At 56.8% G+C, this 20,794-nt stretch carries 14 protein-coding genes and 1 pseudogene; 10 read left to right on the forward strand and 5 right to left on the reverse strand.

Features of this window, described 5'->3' with window-relative positions; translation table 11 throughout:
- Positions 1–20: 20 nt before the first annotated feature.
- Together dcd and udk are read right to left on the reverse strand one after the other, a co-directional pair.
- A complete protein-coding gene (gene dcd / locus ACRCWW_RS17320) occupies positions 21–602 on the reverse strand; it encodes a dCTP deaminase (RefSeq protein ID WP_438683509.1) in 582 nt (193 codons plus the stop codon).
- 72 nt (positions 603–674) lie between these two features.
- Positions 675–1,316, reverse strand: a complete 642-nt coding sequence (gene udk, locus ACRCWW_RS17325) for a uridine kinase (protein WP_312627665.1) — start codon at positions 1,314–1,316, stop codon at positions 675–677.
- Positions 1,317–1,656: 340 nt separating this feature from the next.
- On the opposite strand from udk, the gene ACRCWW_RS17330 reads away from it, so the two are divergent.
- Positions 1,657–4,980 (forward strand): diguanylate cyclase, encoded by a 3,324-nt coding sequence (locus ACRCWW_RS17330; protein ID WP_438683510.1) that lies wholly within the window; start codon positions 1,657–1,659, stop codon positions 4,978–4,980.
- Positions 4,981–5,006: 26 nt separating this feature from the next.
- Positions 5,007–5,363, forward strand: a pseudogene (locus ACRCWW_RS17335) (MFS transporter); the annotation flags it as partial.
- On the opposite strand, the gene alkA reads toward ACRCWW_RS17335, so the two are convergent.
- Positions 5,360–6,202 carry a DNA-3-methyladenine glycosylase 2 gene (alkA, locus tag ACRCWW_RS17340; protein ID WP_438683511.1) on the reverse strand — a complete coding sequence of 281 codons (843 nt, stop codon included), beginning with the start codon at positions 6,200–6,202 and terminating at the stop codon, positions 5,360–5,362. The pseudogene ACRCWW_RS17335 and the gene alkA sit on opposite strands and share 4 nt — an antisense overlap.
- Positions 6,203–6,337: 135 nt before the next feature.
- Between alkA and yegD the strand changes: the two genes are divergently transcribed.
- Entirely contained in the window at positions 6,338–7,690 is a 1,353-nt protein-coding gene (yegD, locus tag ACRCWW_RS17345) for a molecular chaperone (RefSeq protein WP_438683512.1), read from the forward strand.
- 100 nt (positions 7,691–7,790) lie between these two features.
- Here the strand turns inward: yegD and ACRCWW_RS17350 are convergent, their stop codons facing one another.
- Positions 7,791–7,850 (reverse strand): type I toxin-antitoxin system Ibs family toxin, encoded by a 60-nt coding sequence (locus ACRCWW_RS17350; protein ID WP_108418456.1) that lies wholly within the window; start codon positions 7,848–7,850, stop codon positions 7,791–7,793.
- A gap of 288 nt (positions 7,851–8,138) precedes the next feature.
- On the opposite strand from ACRCWW_RS17350, the gene ACRCWW_RS17355 reads away from it, so the two are divergent.
- From ACRCWW_RS17355 to trhP, 7 genes are all read left to right on the forward strand, one after another.
- Entirely contained in the window at positions 8,139–9,380 is a 1,242-nt protein-coding gene (locus ACRCWW_RS17355) for an MdtA/MuxA family multidrug efflux RND transporter periplasmic adaptor subunit (protein ID WP_438683513.1), read from the forward strand.
- On the forward strand, positions 9,380–12,502 hold the full coding sequence (locus ACRCWW_RS17360) for an MdtB/MuxB family multidrug efflux RND transporter permease subunit (RefSeq protein WP_438683514.1): 3,123 nt from the start codon (positions 9,380–9,382) through the stop codon (positions 12,500–12,502). The genes ACRCWW_RS17355 and ACRCWW_RS17360 overlap by 1 nt, the downstream gene beginning before the upstream one ends.
- Entirely contained in the window at positions 12,503–15,580 is a 3,078-nt protein-coding gene (mdtC, locus tag ACRCWW_RS17365) for a multidrug efflux RND transporter permease subunit MdtC (protein ID WP_438683515.1), read from the forward strand.
- Between the two features lie 2 nt (positions 15,581–15,582).
- Positions 15,583–16,998, forward strand: a complete 1,416-nt coding sequence (locus ACRCWW_RS17370) for an MFS transporter (RefSeq protein ID WP_438683516.1) — start codon at positions 15,583–15,585, stop codon at positions 16,996–16,998.
- A complete protein-coding gene (baeS, locus tag ACRCWW_RS17375; RefSeq protein WP_438683517.1) occupies positions 16,995–18,416 on the forward strand; it encodes a two-component system sensor histidine kinase BaeS in 1,422 nt (473 codons plus the stop codon). The genes ACRCWW_RS17370 and baeS overlap by 4 nt, the downstream gene beginning before the upstream one ends.
- On the forward strand, positions 18,413–19,135 hold the full coding sequence (baeR, locus tag ACRCWW_RS17380) for a two-component system response regulator BaeR (protein WP_330982407.1): 723 nt from the start codon (positions 18,413–18,415) through the stop codon (positions 19,133–19,135). The genes baeS and baeR overlap by 4 nt, the downstream gene beginning before the upstream one ends.
- A 187-nt stretch (positions 19,136–19,322) precedes the next feature.
- The gene (gene trhP / locus ACRCWW_RS17385) at positions 19,323–20,687 is read left to right on the forward strand and encodes a prephenate-dependent tRNA uridine(34) hydroxylase TrhP (protein ID WP_438683518.1); all 1,365 of its coding nucleotides are present in this window, start codon (positions 19,323–19,325) and stop codon (positions 20,685–20,687) included.
- A gap of 24 nt (positions 20,688–20,711) precedes the next feature.
- Here trhP and ACRCWW_RS17390 read toward each other — a convergent pair.
- A partial coding sequence (locus tag ACRCWW_RS17390) for a hypothetical protein (protein ID WP_259293634.1) occupies positions 20,712–20,794 on the reverse strand: 83 nt, incomplete at its 5' end.

Genomic DNA, 20,794 nt, shown 5'->3' on the forward strand with positions numbered 1-20,794 from the left:
TCTCCGGCCTCTGCGCTACGTCAGTCTTTGTCGATACGGCTGGCAACCGCGCCTTGCTGGTCGCGGTATTTTGCGTCTTCGCGGCGGTTGTAAGGACGCGCAGCCGGGCCGGACAGCGGTTCAAAACTGAGGGCACCAATCAGCATGCCCGGACGCAGCGCCAGCGGCAGCTTGCCCGAGTTATAGAATTCCAGCACGATGCAGCCAGACCAGCCTGGATCGATACGGTGCGCGGTGACGTGAACCATCAGGCCCAGACGCGCAAGGGAAGAACGACCATCAAGCCAGCCGACCAGATCGGCAGGAATAGTGACAGATTCTAATGTGACGGCCAGCGCCAGTTCGCCCGGATGCAGGTAGAAAGCTTCGCCTTCGTCCAGCACAATTTCTTCGCTCATCACTTTGTCGAGCGCCGCGCTCACTTCCGCTTTCGGGCCGCTAAGGTCAATAAACGCCGCGGTGTGTCCGCTGAAAGTCCGGAATTTATTCCCGAGACGCACATCAACCGTGGCACCGTTAATACGCTCTACAGGAGGACGAGGGGAAATCACCAGACGACCTTCATCCAGCCAGGCTTCAATATCTCGGTCACACAGACGCATGCGCTATCTCCTTTGATGCATCATGCCCGGCTGATGCCGGGCCATCACTGCACAGTACCTAATTCAGGGGAATTATTCAAAAAACTGACTGATTTTGGCCTTGAGGATATCAATCGCGATACGGTTTTTCCCGCCGCGTGGGACAATAATATCCGCGTACTGCTTCGACGGTTCAATAAACTGCAGGAACATCGGGCGAACCGTTTTCTGATACTGGGCCATCACCGAATCCATTGAACGGCCGCGTTCATTGACATCGCGTTTGATACGACGCATCAGACAGATGTCCAGCGGGGTATCCACGAAAATCGAAAAGTTCATCTCTTCGCGCAGACGGGCATCCGTCAGCAGCAAAATCCCTTCGAGAATAATGACTTTCTTCGGCTTGATATGGACCGTCTGCGGCATGCGGGTATGTTCCACATAGCTGTATACCGGCAGTTCAATCGCTTCGCCGCGTTTCAGCATTTGCAGGTGCTGATACAGCAAGCTGTGGTCCATCGCGCTCGGATGGTCATAGTTGGTTTTGACACGGTCTTCCATCGACAGATGACTTTGGTCTTTGTAATAGCTGTCTTCAGGGATCACGCCAATGTGCTCATCACCAACCTGTTCACGTAATTCGCGGTAAAGCGTGCTGGAGATGAGACTTTTACCCGAAGCCGATGCGCCGGCGATGCCTATAATGACGCACTGATGAGACTTATCAGTCATAAATTTTTGCGACCTGATTAACCTGGATGATAGGAAGGGTGGCGCCAGAGCGCCAAACGCGGCAATTATAGGGATTTCCCCCCTGCGATACCAGTCGAAAACAACAATCGCGCGAGTTGGCGCAAAAAGTGACTATTCCTAAATTAAGATGCTCACTTTTCCGACGGTTAACGCGATTTCGGCCCCGCTTCGCTAATTAATCTCTCAATGCTGTTAAATAATGAACAGATGCCATAGGAAATGTAAATTGTTTGTACTAGCATGATCCCATTTATCATCCTAATGAATTCAGGCCAGTTCCTCGCAAGTCCTTGCGGAAAAGCCCTGGCGGAAGCGGTTAATGAAGATACCTGAAAAACGAGCGTCCGGTACGCCCACTCATCCTTTATTGCGCATGGTCAGCCTTGGGCTTCTGACATTCATTTTCACCCTTTTCTCGCTCGAATTGACGCGTTTTGGAACGCTTCTGGCACCGGTCTGGTTCCCGACCTCAATCATGATGGTCGCCTTTTATCGCCATGCCGGAAAGATGTGGCCTGCCATCGCGATTGTCTGTTCACTGGGCAACATTCTGGCCTCACTGCTGCTGTTCCCTGCCAGCTCGCTGAACGTCATCTTTACCTCGATAAACCTTGTTGAGGCGGTCACTGGCGCACTGCTACTGCGTAAATTCTTACCCAGCTATAACCCGCTGCAAAATCTGCATGACTGGGTTCGTCTGGCAATTGCCAGTGCGGTCGTCCCGCCCTTAGTGGGCGGCGCACTGGTGATGATATTTTTCCCGGGTGATAACTGGCTTCACACCGTGCTGGTGTGGGTGTTATCGGAAGCGATTGGCGCACTGGCCCTGGTGCCGCTGGGCCTGCTTTACAAAAGCCACTACCTTAACCGTCACCGTAATCCTCGCCTGCTGATAGAAACGTTACTGACCCTGGCGGTGACGCTCGCGTTGAGTGCAATGGCGATGCTCTGGCTGCCGTGGCCATTCACCTGCGTTATCGTTCTGCTGATGTGGAGCGCCGTTCGCCTGCCGCGAATGGAGGCTTTCGCCGTGTTCCTGATAACCATCATGATGGTGTCGCTGATGATGGCGACCAATCCTGTCCCGCTGAACACGACTCAGGCTTTCGCGATCAGCAACGCGCCCTGGCTGCCGTTCCTGATGATGCTGCTCCCCGCCAACGTGATGACCATGGTGATGTACGCTTTCCGCGCAGAGCGCAAACACATCACCGAAAGTGAAGAGCGCTTCCGCAATGCGATGGAATATTCCGCCATCGGCATGGCGCTGGTCGGAACCGAAGGCCAGTGGCTGCAGGCCAACAAGGCGCTGTGCAAGTTCCTGGGCTATTCCCAGAATGAGCTGCGCAATATGACCTTCCAGCAGCTGACCTGGCCGGAAGATCTGGAGAACGATCTGGCGCAGCTTGAGCTGCTGGTGAACGGTGAGATCAACACCTACACCATGGAGAAGCGCTATTACAATCGCAAAGGCGATGTTATCTGGGCGCTGCTGGCGGTCTCCCTGGTGCGTCACGCTGATGGCACCCCCCTCTATTTCATTGCCCAGGTTGAAGACATCAACGATCTGAAGCACACCGAATGGGTGAACAAGCGCCTGATGGAACGCATTACGCTCGCTAACGAGGCAGGCGGGATCGGCATCTGGGAGTGGGAGCTTGAGCCAGACCTTATCTCCTGGGATAAGCGCATGTTTGATTTGTATGAGATCCCTTCACACATCAAACCGACGTGGCAGCTTTGGCACAATTGCCTGCTGGAAGAAGATCGTGAACAGGCGGAACGCGTGATCCGCAACGCGCTCAGCGCCCGCTCCCCGTTCAAACTTGAATTCCGTATTCAGGTAAAAGAAGGCATTCGCCATATTCGCTCGCTGGCCAACCGGGTACTGAATAAACAAGGCGAAGTGGAACGCCTGCTCGGCATCAATATGGACATGACCGAGGTGAAACAGCTCAACGAAGCCCTGTTTCAGGAGAAAGAGCGTTTGCATATCACCCTCGATTCCATCGGCGAAGCGGTGCTCTGTACTGATATCGATATGAACGTCATCTTTATGAACCCGGTCGCCGAGAAAATGAGCGGCTGGACTCAGGAACAGGCGATGAAACAGCCCCTGCTCAACGTCCTGCGCATCACCTTTGGCGATAACGGCCCGCTGATGGAGAACATCCACAGCGGCGATATGTCGCGCACGGATATCGAACAGGACGTGGTGCTGCACTGCCGTAACGGCGGCAGCTACGACATTCACTATACGATCACCCCGCTCAGCACCCTCGACGGGCAAAATATCGGTTCGGTCCTGGTTATTCAGGATGTCACCGAATCCCGTAAAATGCTGCGCCAGCTCAGCTACAGCGCCTCCCATGATGCCCTGACCCATCTGGCAAATCGCGTCAGTTTTGAAAATCACCTCAAGCGCCTGCTGCAAACCGTGCAGGAAACCCATCAGCGCCATGCGCTGGTGTTTATCGATCTTGACCGCTTTAAAGCGGTGAACGATACCGCAGGCCATGCGGCGGGTGATGCGCTGCTGCGTGAACTGTCTGCAATGATGCTCAGTATGCTGCGCACCAGCGACGTGCTGGCCCGCCTTGGCGGCGATGAGTTCGGGCTGCTGCTGCCGGATTGCAATGTGGAAAGCGCTCGCTATATTTCCGGGCGAATTATTCAGGCCATTAACGACTACCACTTTATGTGGGAAGGTCGATTGCACCGCATCGGCGCCAGCGCCGGGATAACGCTGATTGACGAAAGCAACAATCTGGCTTCTGAAGTGATGTCACAGGCGGATATCGCCTGTTATACCTCCAAAAATAACGGGCGCGGCATCGTCAGTGTCTATGAACCCCAGCAGGACAGGCTGCATCAGCAGCGCAGCATGATGTCGCTGGACGAACAGTGGCACATGATTAAAGACAACCATCTGGTGCTCATGGCGCGTGGCGTCGCTTCCCCTCGCGTACCTGAGAGCAGCAATTTCTGGCTGCTGTCGCTGCGCCTGTGGACCAGCGAAGGCGAAATGGTGGAAGAGCAGGCTTTCCGCAAAGGGCTTGCCGACCCGGAACTCATTCACGCACTGGATCGCCGCGTGTATCAGGAGTTTTTCAACCGCTGGGCCAATACCGTTGCGGCTCGCGGAATAAGCATCACCTTGCCGCTTTCCGCCTCAGGCCTGACGAGCCCAACGCTGGTGCAGGAGTTGCTCGACGGATTGAAGGAAAGCGGAATGCCAGCGCGTTTGCTGTATCTGGTGATTGCCGCCGACAGCCTGATGCAATCTGGCGTTACGGAAGGACTGGCCCACCTCAGGAAAGCAGGCTGCAAAATTATCCTGAGCCAGGTTGGGCAGGATCTGGAACTGTTCGACCACATCACGGCCGGAACAGCAGACTACATCATGCTCGATCCGGAGATTATCGGGAATGTCCACGCGAGCCTGATGGACGAAATGATGGTCACCATTGTGCAGGGTCACGCCCAGCGTCTTGGGATGAAAACTATCGCCGGGCCGTCAAACCAGGCGTTGATGATGGACACGCTCTCCGGGATCGGCGTGGACTTGCTCTACGGCGACACCATTGCCCATCGCCAGCCGCTTGAGCTGATGCTCAGCACCAGTTATTTCGCTATCAACTGATCCCCTGCCCGTCGCAGTCGCGGCGGGCCTTTTCAACCGGCTCGTTCAATATCGGTCTGGGCGCCTTCCTGATGCAGTTTATGGTTCAGGGCGCGTGGGGCGTGGTGCCAACCTATCTTAACGAACTCGTTCCGGCGAACGCTCGCGCGGTTCTGCCTGGGTTCGTTTATCAGTTAGGGAATTTACTGGCCTCGGTGAATGCCACGCTGCAGTCGCGTATTGCCGAGGCCAATGGCGGAAACTATGGCATGGCGATGGCGTTAGTGGCCGGTACGGTGGCCATTCTGATTTGCCTGTTCGTCGCTTTTGGGCGGGAAACTCGCGGGGTGGTTATCTCCGGGCATCAGCCTCAGGGTTCTGCCCGGGAACAGCACACGCATTAGTCAGGCTGAAAACCGTCGCTATACCAGATGTGCAGCAACGCATAGGAACGCCAGGGCTGCCAGCGTTCGGCATAGCGACGGATTTGCGCCGGCGTCATGCCGGCAAAACGCTGCTTTATCAGGTAATCGTCCGGCAGGAACACGTCTTTCGCCTGCCAGCCGCGCAGGGCAAAGTAATTGGCTGTCCAGCGGCCAATCCCCGGGAAGGTTTGCAGATTTTTCATCGCCGCTTCCACGTTGTCGGGCGGCAGCAAAGGAAGCGCCCCGGAGAGGGCCGCCTGCGCCAAATGAATCAGTGATTCTGCCCTTTTCACAGGCATACCCAATGCTTTCAGCGCCATCGGGTCGGCCACTGCGAGTTGTTCCGGCGTGGGAAAGCACACCATGTCTGGCGCTTCCTCAAGCGGTGTACCGTACAATTTCGCCACCCGGCTGGTGAGTTTGGCTGCCATCGCAACGCTAACCAATTGCCCCAGAATCGCCCTGACGCCCTGTTCAAAAGGATCAACACAGCCCGGCAGACGCAAGCCCGGCCTTACCGCAGCCAGTTCACCAAGCGCCATCGAAATTTGCTGCGGGTTACAGCGTAAATCGAAGAGTTGCTCCAGTTTTGCGAGACACTGTTCTTTTACCGGCAATAATCCGTCGGACAAACTCACCGCCAGCGTTGACGTTTCAGGGTTGGGCGTGGCCCGGATAATGCCCCGATGCGGCCCCAGCGCGAACGAGCGAACGTAGGTGTCGCCTTCAAAACGCTCAACGCCCTCAACGGTACGGCCTTCAAGAAAACCAAACATCCAGGCCCAGTCATACGGCGGCTGCCACGCTAAACTCAACATTGTCTCTCCTCGATAAGTCATTACAGAATAACCGCTTCGTGCCTTTCTCGCCTTGCTTTCATATTGTGACTTGTCGCCCAGGCCACATTCGGCTAAAGTCGTCGCCCTTTCTTCACTGGCATGGGGAATTTTAAGGTGTTTATTGGTTTTGACTACGGAACGGCTAACTGTTCAGTTGCCGTCATGAAAGGAGATTCGCCTCAGCTCTTAACGCTGGAAAACGGCAGCACCCTGCTGCCATCAATGCTGTGCGCCCCGACGCGCGAAGCGGTCAGCGAATGGCTCTATCGCCAGCACGATGTGCCTGCGACCGGGGACGAAACAGAAGCTCTACTGCGTCGCGCTATTCGCTATAACCGCGAAGAAGATATCGACGTACAGCGCAACAGCGTGCAGTTCGGCCTCTCTTCACTGCGCCAGTATATTGATGACCCGGAAGAAGTTTACTTCGTTAAATCCCCGAAATCATTCCTGGGTGCCAGCGGCCTGAAGCCGCAGCAGGTTGCGCTGTTTGAGGATTTGGTCTGCGCCATGATGTTTCACATCAAGCAACAGGCCGAAGCTCAACTGCCAGAAACCATCACCCAGGCCGTGATTGGTCGCCCGATTAACTTTCAGGGTCTGGGCGGTGACGACGCCAATGACCAGGCTCAGGGGATTCTGGAACGCGCGGCACTGCGCGCCGGTTTCCGCGATGTGGTATTCCAGTACGAACCTGTCGCCGCAGGCCTTGATTTCGAAGCGACACTCACGCAGGAAAAACGCGTGCTGGTCGTCGATATCGGCGGCGGAACCACCGACTGCTCACTGCTGCTGATGGGCCCACAATGGCGTTCGCGCCGCGACCGGGAAGGTAGCCTTCTTGGACACAGCGGCTGTCGCGTGGGCGGTAACGATCTGGATATTGCGCTGGCCTTTAAATGCCTGATGCCTTTGCTCGGCATGGGGGGCGAAACAGAAAAAGGGATCGCCCTGCCAGTACTGCCGTGGTGGAACGCGGTGGCGATAAACGATGTTCCGGCACAAACAGACTTCTACAGCACGGCGAACGGCCGCCTGTTGCGGGATCTGGTGCGTGATGCACGCGAGACTGACAAAGTCACGTTGCTGCTGAAAACGTGGCAGCAACGTCTGAGCTATCGTCTGGTTCGCAGTGCGGAGGAGAGCAAAATCGCGCTTTCCGGGAAGTCAGAAATCACCACCACACTGCCGTTCCTCAGCCCGACTCTGGCGGCAGACATTGATTTGATGGGCCTCGATAACGCGTTGAATCAGCCTCTGACCCGCATCCTTGAGCAGGTGCAGTTAGCGCTGGATAATGGCCAGGAAAAACCTGACGTAATTTACCTGACCGGCGGTAGCGCTCGTTCACCGCTGATCAAAAAAGCGTTAGCCCGGCAGCTGCCGGGAATTGAAATTGCCGGTGGAGATGACTTTGGTTCTGTCACCGCGGGTCTGGCTCGCTGGGCGCAAACTCTTTTTGCCTGAGATTGCGATCTACCCCGAAAGACCCGGATTGACTTCGCCGCTTTTTCGACCTACTTTGAAGGGCAAAGGGCGAGGAGGGATTTCTCCCCCCTCTGGTCTCTTAGTATGCTGGTAGGCTAATCACTAAGAGTATGACCAGTATGATGACTAACTTCATCATAACCCTTTTCCTTCTTAAGGCCCCTTCCTCGGGAGGGGCTTTCCCGTTTTAGCCCCTTGCTAACTTCCTTATCAGCCAGACATTCAGCATGAATGCGGCTGGCGATGACTTTACCTCGCCGCTTTCAAAGCCGCTTACTTTTCATCCGCTTTTACGAGGAGCCTCGTAAATCACCTTTCATTCAGACGTTTCCAGACAGTCTTTCATATTTCCTCCATTATTCCGGGGTGTTCCGTTACTAAACTAGTATCATTCGGTGAAAGGTTTCAGGACGAGATACGTATAACGATGAAAGGCAGCAATAAATCGCGCTGGTTAATAGCGCTGGGTGTAGTGGTTGTGGCGGGTGCTGCGGTGTTTTACTGGCACAGTCGCAGTGCGTCTGATAATGGTGCATCCGCCGCCACGGCTCAGGCTCCCAAAGCAGGCGAAGGCCGTCATGGTGGGCGCTTTAGCGGTGCGCTTGCGCCCGTTCAGGCAGCCACAGCCACCAGCGAGGCCGTTCCGCGCTTTCTGACCGGACTCGGGACGATCACCGCAGCCAATACCGTCACTGTACGTAGCCGGGTGGACGGCCAGCTTTTAGGACTGCATTTCCAGGAGGGTCAGCAGGTTAAAGCAGGCGATCTCCTCGCGCAAATCGACCCCAGCCAGTTTAAAGTTGCCCTGGCTCAGGCACAGGGCCAGTTAGCGAAAGACAACGCCACGCTCGCCAATGCCCGTCGGGATTTGTCTCGTTATCAGCAACTGGTCAAAACTAACCTGGTGTCACGCCAGGAAATGGACACCCAACAATCTCTGGTCACAGAAAGTCTGGGCACCATCAAAGCGGATGAAGCCGCCGTCGCCAGCGCGCAGTTGCAGTTAGACTGGACGCGGATCACCGCGCCGATTGACGGGCGTGTCGGCCTGAAACAGGTCGATATCGGCAACCAGATTTCCAGCAGCGACACCACCGGCATTGTGGTGCTGACCCAAACCCACCCAATCGATCTGGTGTTCACGCTGCCAGAAAATGATATCGCCACCGTGGTTCAGGCCCAAAAAGCAGGGAAAAGCCTGACGGTCGAAGCCTGGGATCGCACCAATAAGCAGAAGCTCAGCAGCGGCTCGCTGTTAAGCCTCGATAACCAGATTGATGCCACCACAGGCACCATTAAGCTGAAAGCCCGATTCAATAATCAGGACGACGCGCTGTTCCCGAATCAATTCGTTAACGCGAGGATGTTAGTCGATACCGAACAAAATGCCGTGGTTATTCCCACCGCCGCCTTACAAATGGGCAATGAAGGCAACTTTGTCTGGGTGCTGAACGATGAAAACAAAGTCAGCAAACACATCGTGGTGCCGGGCATTCAGGACAGCCAGAAAGTCGTGATTAACGCGGGCCTTTCCGCAGGTGACAAAGTAGTGACCGACGGGATTGACCGTCTGACCGAAGGCGCGAAGGTCGAAGTGGTCGAAGCGCATAGCGCAGCTGCTGAGAAACCTGCCGCAGAACAGAGCGGTAAAAAAGGAGCTCGCTCCTGATGCAAGTCTTACCTCCTGGCAACACAGGCGGCCCGTCCCGCCTGTTTATTCTGCGTCCGGTTGCCACCACGCTGATGATGATCGCCATATTGCTGGCGGGGATCATCGGCTACCGTTTTCTGCCTGTCTCAGCCCTTCCCGAAGTGGATTACCCGACCATTCAGGTGGTTACGCTTTATCCTGGCGCCAGCCCTGACGTCGTGACTTCATCAATCACGGCCCCGCTTGAACGCCAGTTTGGGCAGATGTCTGGCCTGAAACAGATGTCTTCCCAAAGCGCAGGCGGCGCGTCCGTTGTGACGTTGCAGTTCCAGCTTGAGCTGTCGCTGGATGTCGCCGAGCAGGAAGTGCAGGCCGCCATTAACGCCGCCACCAACCTGCTGCCGGGTGATTTACCGAACCCGCCGGTCTACAGCAAAGTGAACCCGGCGGACCCGCCGATCATGACCCTGGCCGTCACCTCCAGCGCCCTGCCGATGACGCAGGTTGAAGACATGGTGGAAACACGCGTCGCGCAGAAAATTTCACAAGTCTCCGGTGTCGGCCTCGTGACGCTGGCTGGCGGCCAACGCCCTGCCGTTCGTGTGAAACTCAATGCTCAGGCCATCGCCGCGCTGGGTCTGACCAGTGAAACCGTGCGCACGGCTATCACCAACGCCAACGTTAACTCGGCAAAAGGCAGTCTCGACGGCCCTACCCGCGCGGTCACGCTGTCTGCTAACGACCAGATGCAGTCCGCCGAAGAGTATCGCAACCTGATTATTGCTTATCAGAACGGTGCGCCCGTGCGGCTTGGTGCTGTGGCCACTATCGAACAAGGTGCGGAAAACAGCTGGCTTGGCGCGTGGGCGAACAAACAGCAGGCGATCGTAATGAACATTCAGCGTCAGCCAGGGGCCAACATCATCGCCACCGCTGACAGCATCCGTCAGATGTTGCCGCAGCTCACCAGCAGCCTGCCTAAATCCGTGCAGGTTAAAGTGCTGTCTGACCGCACCAACAACATCCGCGCTTCCGTCAGCGACACACAGTTTGAACTGATGCTGGCCATCGCGCTGGTGGTCATGATCATCTACGTTTTCCTGCGTAATATTCCGGCGACCATTATTCCCGGCGTTGCCGTGCCGCTGTCACTCGTCGGCACCTTTGCGGTGATGGTGTTCCTCGATTTCTCGATCAACAACCTGACGTTGATGGCGTTGACCATCGCCACAGGCTTCGTGGTCGATGATGCGATCGTGGTTATCGAGAACATCTCGCGCTATATCGAAAAAGGCGAGAAACCGATGGCAGCGGCGCTGAAAGGTGCGGGCGAAATCGGCTTCACCATTATCTCGCTCACCTTCTCGCTGATTGCGGTGCTGATCCCGCTGCTGTTTATGGGCGATATCGTCGGCCGTTTGTTCCGTGAGTTTGCGATAACCCTGGCGGTGGCGATCCTGATTTCTGCGGTGGTGTCGCTAACGCTCACCCCGATGATGTGCGCCCGCATGCTGAGCCACGAATCGCTGCGCAAACAGAACCGTTTCTCCCAGGCCTGCGAACGCTTTTTTGAGCGGGTCATTGCGGCGTATGGCCGAATGCTCGCCAAGGTGCTGAACCACCCCTGGCTGACGCTGGGTGTGGCTCTGAGCACGCTGGCGCTGTCGATTTTGCTGTGGGTCTTTATTCCGAAAGGCTTCTTCCCGATTCAGGACAACGGCATTATTCAGGGCACGCTTCAGGCGCCACAATCGGCCTCGTTTGCCAGCATGGCGCAACGTCAGGAGCAGGTTTCTGAAATCATCCTGAAAGATCCGGCGGTCGAAAGCCTGACGTCGTTTGTCGGCGTGGACGGCACCAACCCGGCACTCAATAGCGCCCGACTGCAAATCAATCTCAAACCGCTTTCTGAGCGTGATGACCGCGTGCAGAAAGTGATTCGTCGTCTGCAACACGCTGTCGACAGGGTGCCCGGCATCGAGCTTTACCTGCAACCGACGCAGGACCTGACCATCGATACCACCGTCAGCCGCACGCAGTATCAGTTCAGTTTGCAGGCCAACTCGCTGGATGCCCTGAGCGAGTGGGTGCCGCAGCTGATGGTGAAACTGCAAACCCTGCCACAGCTGGAAGACGTCAGCAGCGACTGGCAGGACAAAGGCCTGGCTGCGTATGTGAATGTTGACCGGGACAGCGCCAGCCGTCTGGGTATCAGCATGGCGGATGTCGATAACGCGCTGTACAACGCTTTCGGCCAGCGCCTGATTTCCACCATTTATACCCAGTCGAACCAGTATCGGGTGGTGCTGGAACATGACACCAGCGAAACGCCGGGGCTGTCGGCGCTGGATAACATCCGCATCACCAGCAGCAGCGGCGGGATTGTGCCGCTCAATGCCATCGCCAAAGTGGAAGAACGCTTTGCCCCGCTGTCCATCAACCACCTCGATCAGTTCCCGGTGACCACCATTTCCTTTAACGTGGCCCAGGACTCCTCACTCGGCGATGCGGTGCAGGCGATTATGGATGCCGAAAAAACGCTGAACCTGCCGGTCGATATTCGTACCGAGTTCCAGGGCAGTTCACTGGCATTTCAGGCAGCTCTCGGCAGCACCATCTGGCTGGTCGTGGCCGCTGTGGTGGCGATGTATATCGTGCTCGGCATTCTGTATGAAAGCTTTATCCACCCCATTACTATTCTCTCAACGCTGCCAACAGCAGGCGTCGGCGCGCTGCTGGCGCTGTGGGTCTCCGGCAGTGAACTGGACGTTATCGCCATCATCGGCATCATTCTGCTTATCGGCATCGTGAAGAAGAACGCCATCATGATGATCGACTTTGCGCTTGCCGCAGAGCGCGAACAGGGAATGCCACCGCGCGAAGCCATCTATCAGGCTTGTCTGCTGCGTTTCCGCCCGATTTTGATGACCACGCTGGCGGCGCTATTGGGCGCTCTGCCGCTGATGCTGAGTACCGGGGTTGGCGCAGAATTACGCCGTCCGTTAGGTATTGGTATGGTGGGTGGTTTGCTGGTCAGCCAGGTGTTGACGCTGTTTACTACGCCAGTGATTTACCTGCTGTTCGACCGTCTGTCGCTGTACCTGAAAAGCAGACTGCCTTCGCGTGAAGAGGAGGCATAGGTGAAGTTTTTTGCGCTATTTATTCACCGCCCGGTGGCGACGATTTTGATCTCGCTTGCCATCACGCTGTGCGGCGTCCTGGGCTTCCGGCTGTTGCCGGTGGCTCCGTTGCCGCAGGTGGATTATCCGGTGATCATGATCAGCGCCTCTCTGCCAGGCGCCTCACCGGAAACCATGGCCTCTTCGGTGGCAACGCCGCTGGAACGTTCGCTGGGGCGCATCGCCGGGGTCAACGAAATGACCTCAATGAGCTCGCTTGGCAGCACGCGCATCATTTTGCAGTTCGATTTTGATCGCGATATCAACGGCGCGGCTCGTGACGTACAGGCGGCTATTAACGCGGCGCAAAGCCTGTTGCCGACGGGAATGCCAAGCCGCCCGACCTATCGCAAAGCGAACCCGTCCGATGCGCCAATCATGATCCTGACGCTCACCTCGGATACCTATTCGCAGGGCGAGCTGTATGATTTTGCCTCCACGCAGCTGGCGCAAACCATTTCCCAGATTGATGGCGTGGGCGATGTCGATGTGGGCGGCAGCTCTCTGCCCGCCGTGCGTGTTGATTTAAACCCCCAGGCGCTGTTTAACCAGGGCGTATCGCTTGACGATGTGCGCTCGGCTATCACCAGCGCCAACGTGCGTAATCCTCAGGGTGCCATTGAAAACAGCTCTCAGCGCTGGCAGCTCGCCACCAATGACGAGCTGAAAACGGCAGCGGAGTACAAGCCGCTGATTATTCATTACAACAACGGTTCTTCCGTTCGTCTGAGCGATGTCGCCAACGTCATCGACTCGGTGCAGGACGTGCGCAATGCGGGGATGACCAACGCCAAACCGGCGATTTTGCTGATGATCCGCAAGCTGCCGGAAGCCAACATCATCCAGACCGTCGATGCCATCCGCGCCAAATTACCGGATCTGAAAGAGACCATCCCGGCCTCAATTGACCTGCAAATTGCCCAGGATCGCTCCCCCACCATTCGCGCCTCGCTCGATGAGGTGGAACAAACGCTGATCATCTCCGTCGCACTGGTTATTCTGGTGGTCTTCCTGTTTTTGCGTTCTGGTCGCGCCACGATTATTCCGGCCGTTGCCGTGCCGGTGTCGCTTATCGGCACGTTTGCCGCCATGTATCTCTGCGGCTTCAGTCTCAATAACCTGTCGTTGATGGCGCTGACCATCGCCACTGGCTTTGTGGTCGATGACGCGATTGTGGTGCTGGAGAACATTTCACGCCATCTGGAAGCCGGGATGAAACCGTTGCAGGCCGCGCTTCAGGGCAGCCGCGAGGTAGGCTTTACCGTGCTGTCGATGAGCGTTTCTCTGGTCGCCGTGTTCCTGCCGTTATTGCTGATGGGCGGTCTGCCCGGCCGCTTGTTGCGCGAGTTTGCCGTCACGCTTTCCGTCGCGATTGGCATTTCACTGGCGGTGTCGCTCACGCTCACGCCAATGATGTGCGGCTGGATGCTGAAATCTTCCCGCCCGCATCAACCGACGCGTAACCGGGGCTTTGGCAAACTGCTGGTCGGCATGCAGCAAGGCTATGGCAAATCACTGAAATGGGTGCTCGAACACGCGCGGCTGGTCGGCGTGGTGTTACTCGCCACCATCGCGTTGAACGTCTGGCTGTACATTTCCATTCCGAAAACGTTCTTCCCCGAACAGGATACCGGCGTGCTGATGGGCAACATTCAGGCCGATCAGAGCATCTCGTTCCAGGCGATGCGCGGCAAGTTGCAGGACTTTATGAAGATCATTCGTGAAGACAAAGCGGTGGATAACGTCACAGGCTTTACCGGCGGCTCACGAGTCAACAGCGGGATGATGTTTATCACCCTCAAGCCGCGCAGTGAGCGTAACGAAACGGCGCAGCAGGTGATTGACCGTCTGCGTAAAAAGCTCGCTAAAGAGCCCGGCGCAAACCTGTTCTTAATGGCGGTGCAGGATATTCGCGTCGGCGGCCGTCAGGCCAATGCCGGGTATCAGTACACCCTGCTTTCGGACAATCTGGCGGATTTACGCGAATGGACGCCCAAAATCACCACCGCGCTGTCGAAGCTGCCCGAACTCGCCGACGTCAACTCAGACCAGCAGGATAACGGTGCGGAGATGGATTTGGTCTATGACCGCGAAACCATGTCGCGGCTGGGGATTAACGTCGAAGCGGCGAACAGCCTGCTGCACAATGCCTTCGGTCAACGGCAGATTTCGACCATCTATCAGCCGCTGAATCAGTACAAAGTGGTGATGGAAGTCGATCCGGTTTATACCCAGGACATCAGCGCGCTGAACCAGATGTTTGTTATCAACAGCGAAGGCAAAGCCATTCCGCTCTCTTACTTTGCGAAATGGCAGCCGGCCAATGCGCCGCTGTCGGTGAACCATCAGGGGCTTTCTGCGGCCTCAACCATCTCCTTCAACCTGCCGACCGGAAAATCGCTGTCGGAAGCGAGGGATGTGATTGACCGCACCATGACGCAGCTTGGCGTCCCGCAAACCATCCGCGGCAGTTTTGCGGGCACCGCGCAGGTGTTCCAGCAAACCATGAACTCGCAGGTGATCCTCATCATTGCGGCAATTGCGACGGTCTACATCGTGCTCGGTATCCTCTATGAGAGCTATGTTCACCCGCTGACGATCCTCTCGACGCTGCCTTCCGCAGGCGTGGGCGCCTTGCTGGCGCTGGAGCTGTTCGGGGCGCCGTTCAGCCTGATTGCCTTAATTGGCATCATGTTGCTGATAGGCATTGTGAAGAAGAACGCCATCATGATGGTCGATTTCGCCCTTGAGGCGCAGCGCAACGGCAATCTGCCGCCGGAAGAAGCGATTTTCCAGGCCTGCCTGCTGCGTTTTCGCCCAATCATGATGACCACCCTCGCCGCCCTGTTTGGCGCTCTGCCGCTGGTGCTCTCCGGGGGCGATGGGTCTGAATTACGCCAACCGCTCGGTATTACCATTGTCGGGGGTCTGGTGATGAGCCAGCTACTGACGCTGTACACCACACCGGTGGTGTACCTGTTCTTCGACCGCCTGCGGTTGCGTTTTACGCGTAAATCTCGTCAAACGGTGATTGAGTAACTATGGAAGAGCTGCCCGCCAGCGTACGCTGGCAACTGTGGATTGTGGCGTTCGGCTTCTTTATGCAGGCGCTGGACACCACCATCGTCAATACCGCCCTCCCCTCTATGGCGAAAAGCCTCGGGGAGAGCCCGCTCCACATGCACATGGTGGTGGTCGCCTACGTGCTGACGGTAGCGGTGATGCTGCCCGCCAGCGGCTGGCTCGCCGACCGCATCGGCGTGCGCAATATCTTCTTCACCGCCATCGTGCTGTTTACGGCAGGCTCCGTGTTCTGCGCGCAGTCGAATACGCTCAATGAGCTGGTGATGTCACGCGTCTTACAGGGGATCGGCGGAGCAATGATGGTGCCGGTCGGCAGGTTGACGGTGATGAAAATCGTGCCGCGCGATCAATATATGGCGGCAATGACCTTCGTTACCATCCCCGGTCAGGTCGGCCCGCTGGTTGGCCCGGCGCTGGGCGGTATTCTGGTGGAATACGCGTCGTGGCACTGGATTTTTTTGATCAACATTCCGGTCGGCATTATTGGCGCGATTGCCACGTTGTGGCTGATGCCTAATTACACGATGCAGACCCGACGCTTTGATATCTCAGGGTTTATCCTGCTGGCGCTCGGCATGGCAACGTTGACGCTGGCACTCGACGGTCAGCGCGGGCTGGGCATTACACCGTGGATGCTCGCCCTTCTGGTCGCAGTCGGCGTGTTTTCCCTGCTTTTTTATCTCTGGCACGCACGCGGCAATGACAATGCGCTGTTCAGCCTGAATCTCTTCAAAAACCGTATCTTCTCGCTGGGGCTGGCAGGCAGTTTCGCCGGGCGCATCGGCAGCGGCATGTTGCCGTTCATGACCCCGGTGTTCCTGCAGATTGGCCTCGGTTTTTCGCCCTTCCACGCCGGATTGATGATGATCCCGATGGTGATGGGCAGCATGGGCATGAAGCGCATTGTGGTGCAGGTGGTGAACCGCTTTGGCTATCGCCGGGTGCTGATCGTCGCCACGCTCGGCCTGGCGCTCATCAGCCTGGTCTTTATGGCGACGGCGCTGATGGGCTGGTACTGGCTGCTGCCAGTGGTGCTGTTCCTGCAAGGGACTCTCAACTCCAGCCGCTTCTCGTCGATGAACACGCTGACGCTGAAAGAGCTGCCGGACGACCTCGCCAGCAGCGGCAACAGCATGCTGTCGATGGTGATGCAGCTTTCAATGAGTATCGGCGTCACCGTGGCGGGTTTGCTGCTGGGTATGTACGGCCAGCATCACATCAGCGTCGACAGCGCCGTGTCGCATCAGGTCTTTTTGTACACCTACCTCAGCATGGCGGTGATCATTGCGCTTCCGGCGCTGATTTTTGCCCGCGTGCCTGACGACATCAGTAAAAACGTGATTATCGCAAGACGCAAAAGGAGCGAGCCGTGAAATTCTGGCGCCCGGGTATTACCGCGAAGCTTTTCCTCGCCATTCTCGCCACCTGTATTGTGCTGCTGATCAGCATGCACTGGGCGGTGCGCCTCAGTTTTGAGCATGGCTTTATCGACTACATCAAGCGAGGCAACGAGCAGCGCCTGCAAATGCTGAGCGATGCGCTGGGCGAGCAATACGAAACGCACGGCAACTGGCGCTTCCTGCGCGGCAACGACCGCTTTGTGTTTCAAATTCTGCGATCCTTTGAACATGATGGCCCGGATGACAAACACGGTGGCCCACCCGGCCCGGGGCCTGGAATGCCCCCGCACGGCTGGCGTACGCAGTTTTGGGTCGTCGATCAGAATGCCAAAGTGATGGTTGGCCCACGCTCCCCCATTCCACCCGATGGGACTCGTCGCGGCATTATGGTCAACGGGGTGGAAGTCGGCGCAGTGATTGCCTCGCCGGTTGAACGCCTGACGCGCAACACCGATATCAACTTTGATCGCCAGCAACGCCGCACCAGCTGGCTGATTGTCGCCCTTTCCACCCTGCTTGCCGCGCTGGCGACTTTCCCGCTGGCTCGCGGATTACTGGCTCCGGTCAAACGCCTGGTGGAAGGCACGCATCGTCTTGCTGCGGGGGATTTTTCGACTCGCGTGGATTCGACAGGCTCCGACGAACTGGGCCGACTGGCGCAGGATTTTAACCAGCTCGCCAGCACGCTTGAGCGCAACCAGCAGATGCGCCGTGATTTTATGGCTGATATCTCCCACGAACTGCGAACGCCGCTGGCGGTGCTGCGCGGTGAACTGGAAGCCATCCAGGATGGGGTAAGGAAGTTCACGCCGGAATCCGTCGCTTCGCTTCAGGCCGAGGTCGGCACGCTGACAAAATTAGTGGATGACCTTCATCAGCTCTCGATGTCCGATGAAGGCGCGCTGGCCTACCAGAAAGCCCCGGTCGATCTTATCTCGCTCATCGAAATGGCAGCAGGAGCCTTCCGCGAGCGTTTCGCCAGCCGTGGGCTTAGCCTGAACCTCAGGCTACCGGAAAGTGCCAGCGTCTTTGGCGATCGCGACCGTCTGATGCAGTTGTTCAACAACCTGCTCGAAAACAGCCTGCGCTACACCGACAGCGGTGGCCAGCTACAGATTTCAGCCGAAACAGCGCAGCATCACATCACGCTCTCGTTCTCGGATAGCGCCCCGGGCGTAAGCAATGAGCAACTGGAGATGCTGTGCGAACGCTTCTATCGCACGGAAGGCTCGCGAAATCGGGCCAGCGGCGGCTCAGGATTAGGGCTCGCCATCTGCGTGAATATTGTGGCGGCGCACGGCGGCTCCCTGCGCGCCGAGCATTCGCCTTTTGGTGGGGTAAGCATTAAAGTAGAGTTACCTCTGGACCGCGATTTACCGGGAAATGTATGACCGAGCTACCGATTGATGATAAAACCCCGCGCATCCTGATTGTTGAGGATGAGCCCAAGCTTGGGCAGCTGTTGATTGATTATCTGCTGGCCGCCAACTATGCGCCGACGCTGATTAATCACGGCGATAAGGTGCTGAACTTTGTGCATCAGTCGCCGCCGGATCTGATCTTGCTGGACCTGATGTTGCCGGGCACCGACGGCCTGACCTTATGCCGCGAAATTCGCCGTTTCTCAGAAGTGCCGATTGTGATGGTGACCGCCAAAATCGAAGAGATTGACCGTCTTCTGGGGCTTGAAATCGGGGCGGATGATTACATCTGTAAGCCTTACAGCCCGCGTGAAGTGGTGGCGCGAGTAAAAACCATTCTGCGCCGTTGCCGCCCGCATCGCGAGTTGCAGGTGCTGGATGCTGAAAGCCCGCTGATTGTCGATGAAAGCCGCTTCCAGGCGTCCTGGCGCAACAAGGTGCTGGATTTAACGCCTGCGGAATTCCGCCTGCTGAAAACCCTTTCGCAGGAACCCGGTAAGGTGTTTTCACGCGAGCAGCTGCTGAATCACCTCTATGATGATTATCGCGTCGTGACGGATCGCACTATCGACAGCCACATCAAAAACCTGCGCCGCAAACTGGAAGCGCAGGATGCCGAGCAGTCTTTTATTCGCGCCGTGTATGGCGTGGGCTATCGCTGGGAAGCAGACTCCTGCCGCCTGGCCTAGGTTTTGCCGGGTGGTCTGGAATTGCCGGGTGGCGCTGGCGCTTACCCGGCCTACAACTCCCCGCAGGAAAGCAAAAGGTTTACTCCCCCTGTCCGCAGCGCTACAATTCCCGCCCTTAAAGTAGGGGAACACCCCCATCGCCTCACGCCGTGTGGCGAATCTGACCTGTCATCAGAACGAGAAAATCATGTTTAAACCGGAACTCCTCTCCCCGGCGGGAACGCTGAAAAATATGCGTTACGCTTTCGCCTATGGTGCCGATGCGGTCTACGCTGGCCAGCCACGTTATTCCCTGCGAGTGCGCAATAATGAATTCAACCATGAGAATTTGCAGCTCGGTATCAACGAAGCGCATGCCTTAGGCAAAAAATTCTACGTGGTGGTCAACATCGCGCCGCACAATGCGAAGCTGAAAACGTTCATTCGCGATTTGCAACCTGTTGTGGATATGGGGCCAGATGCGCTGATCATGTCTGATCCGGGCCTGATTATGCTGGTCCGCGAGCATTTCCCGCAGATGGATATCCATCTCTCGGTCCAGGCTAACGCCGTGAACTGGGCGACGGTGAAGTTCTGGCAGCAGATGGGTCTGACCCGCGTGATCCTCTCCCGCGAACTGTCGCTCGAAGAAATCGAAGAAATTCGCGCTCAGGTGCCGGAAATGGAGATCGAGATTTTCGTTCACGGCGCTCTGTGCATGGCCTATTCCGGCCGCTGCCTGCTTTCCGGTTACATCAACAAGCGTGACCCGAATCAGGGCACCTGCACCAACGCTTGCCGCTGGGAATACAACGTTCAGGAAGGCAAAGAGGATGATGTGGGGAACATCGTCCACAAACACGAGCCGATTCCCGTGCAGAATATCGAGCCAACGCTGGGAGAAGGCGCACCGACCGACAGCGTGTTTATGATTGAAGAAGCCAAACGTCCGGGCGAGTACATGACCGCGTTCGAAGACGAGCACGGTACCTACATCATGAACTCCAAAGACCTTCGCGCCATCGCACACGTTGAGCGCCTGACGCAGATGGGCGTGCACTCGCTGAAAATTGAAGGCCGTACCAAATCTTATTATTACTGCGCGCGCACCGCACAGGTTTACCGCAAAGCGATTGATGACGCGGCGGCCGGGAAACCGTTTGATACCACCCTGCTGGAAACCCTCGAAGGGCTGGCGCATCGCGGTTACACCGAAGGCTTCCTGCGTCGTCACACCCACGAAAGCTATCAGAATTACGAACACGGTTATTCTGTTTCCGAGCGCCAGCAGTTTGTCGGTGATTTCACCGGCGAGCGCAAAGGCAATCTGGCAGCCGTCGCGGTAAAAAACAAATTCCTTAAAGGCGACAGCCTGGAGTTGATGACCCCACAGGGCAACGTCAACTTCGTGCTGGAGCACATGGAAAACAGCAAAGGCCAGCCAACCGACGTCGCCCCGGGCGATGGTCACACGGTGTGGATCCCGGTACCGGAAGAAATTAGCCTGGATTACGCGCTGCTGATGCGCAATTTCGTCGGCGAGGCTTTGTTGAATAAATCAGATTTCGGGTAAGTCTCCCCGAAGCAGGTTGTGTTTTCAGGCAATACGCACGCTTTCTGGCATACCTGCTTTCGTCATTTTGTTCAGCGCTCGCACCATGGCCATTGCCTCCGCAACCT

The organism is Scandinavium sp. (assembly GCF_051650185.1).
Taxonomy (GTDB): Bacteria; Pseudomonadota; Gammaproteobacteria; order Enterobacterales; family Enterobacteriaceae; genus Scandinavium.

Excerpts from the sequence above, each read along its gene's own strand:
- ACRCWW_RS17360 (WP_438683514.1), top strand. The coding sequence starts at position 9,380 with ATGCAAGTCTTACCTCCTGGCAACACAGGCGGCCCGTCCCGCCTGTTT.
- ACRCWW_RS17355 (WP_438683513.1), top strand. The coding sequence starts at position 8,139 with ATGAAAGGCAGCAATAAATCGCGCTGGTTAATAGCGCTGGGTGTAGTG.
- udk (WP_312627665.1), bottom strand. The coding sequence starts at position 1,316 with ATGACTGATAAGTCTCATCAGTGCGTCATTATAGGCATCGCCGGCGCA.
- ACRCWW_RS17330 (WP_438683510.1), top strand. The coding sequence starts at position 1,657 with ATGAAGATACCTGAAAAACGAGCGTCCGGTACGCCCACTCATCCTTTA.
- trhP (WP_438683518.1), top strand. The coding sequence starts at position 19,323 with ATGTTTAAACCGGAACTCCTCTCCCCGGCGGGAACGCTGAAAAATATG.
- alkA (WP_438683511.1), bottom strand. The coding sequence starts at position 6,202 with ATGTTGAGTTTAGCGTGGCAGCCGCCGTATGACTGGGCCTGGATGTTT.
- dcd (WP_438683509.1), bottom strand. The coding sequence starts at position 602 with ATGCGTCTGTGTGACCGAGATATTGAAGCCTGGCTGGATGAAGGTCGT.
- baeR (WP_330982407.1), top strand. The coding sequence starts at position 18,413 with ATGACCGAGCTACCGATTGATGATAAAACCCCGCGCATCCTGATTGTT.
- ACRCWW_RS17370 (WP_438683516.1), top strand. The coding sequence starts at position 15,583 with ATGGAAGAGCTGCCCGCCAGCGTACGCTGGCAACTGTGGATTGTGGCG.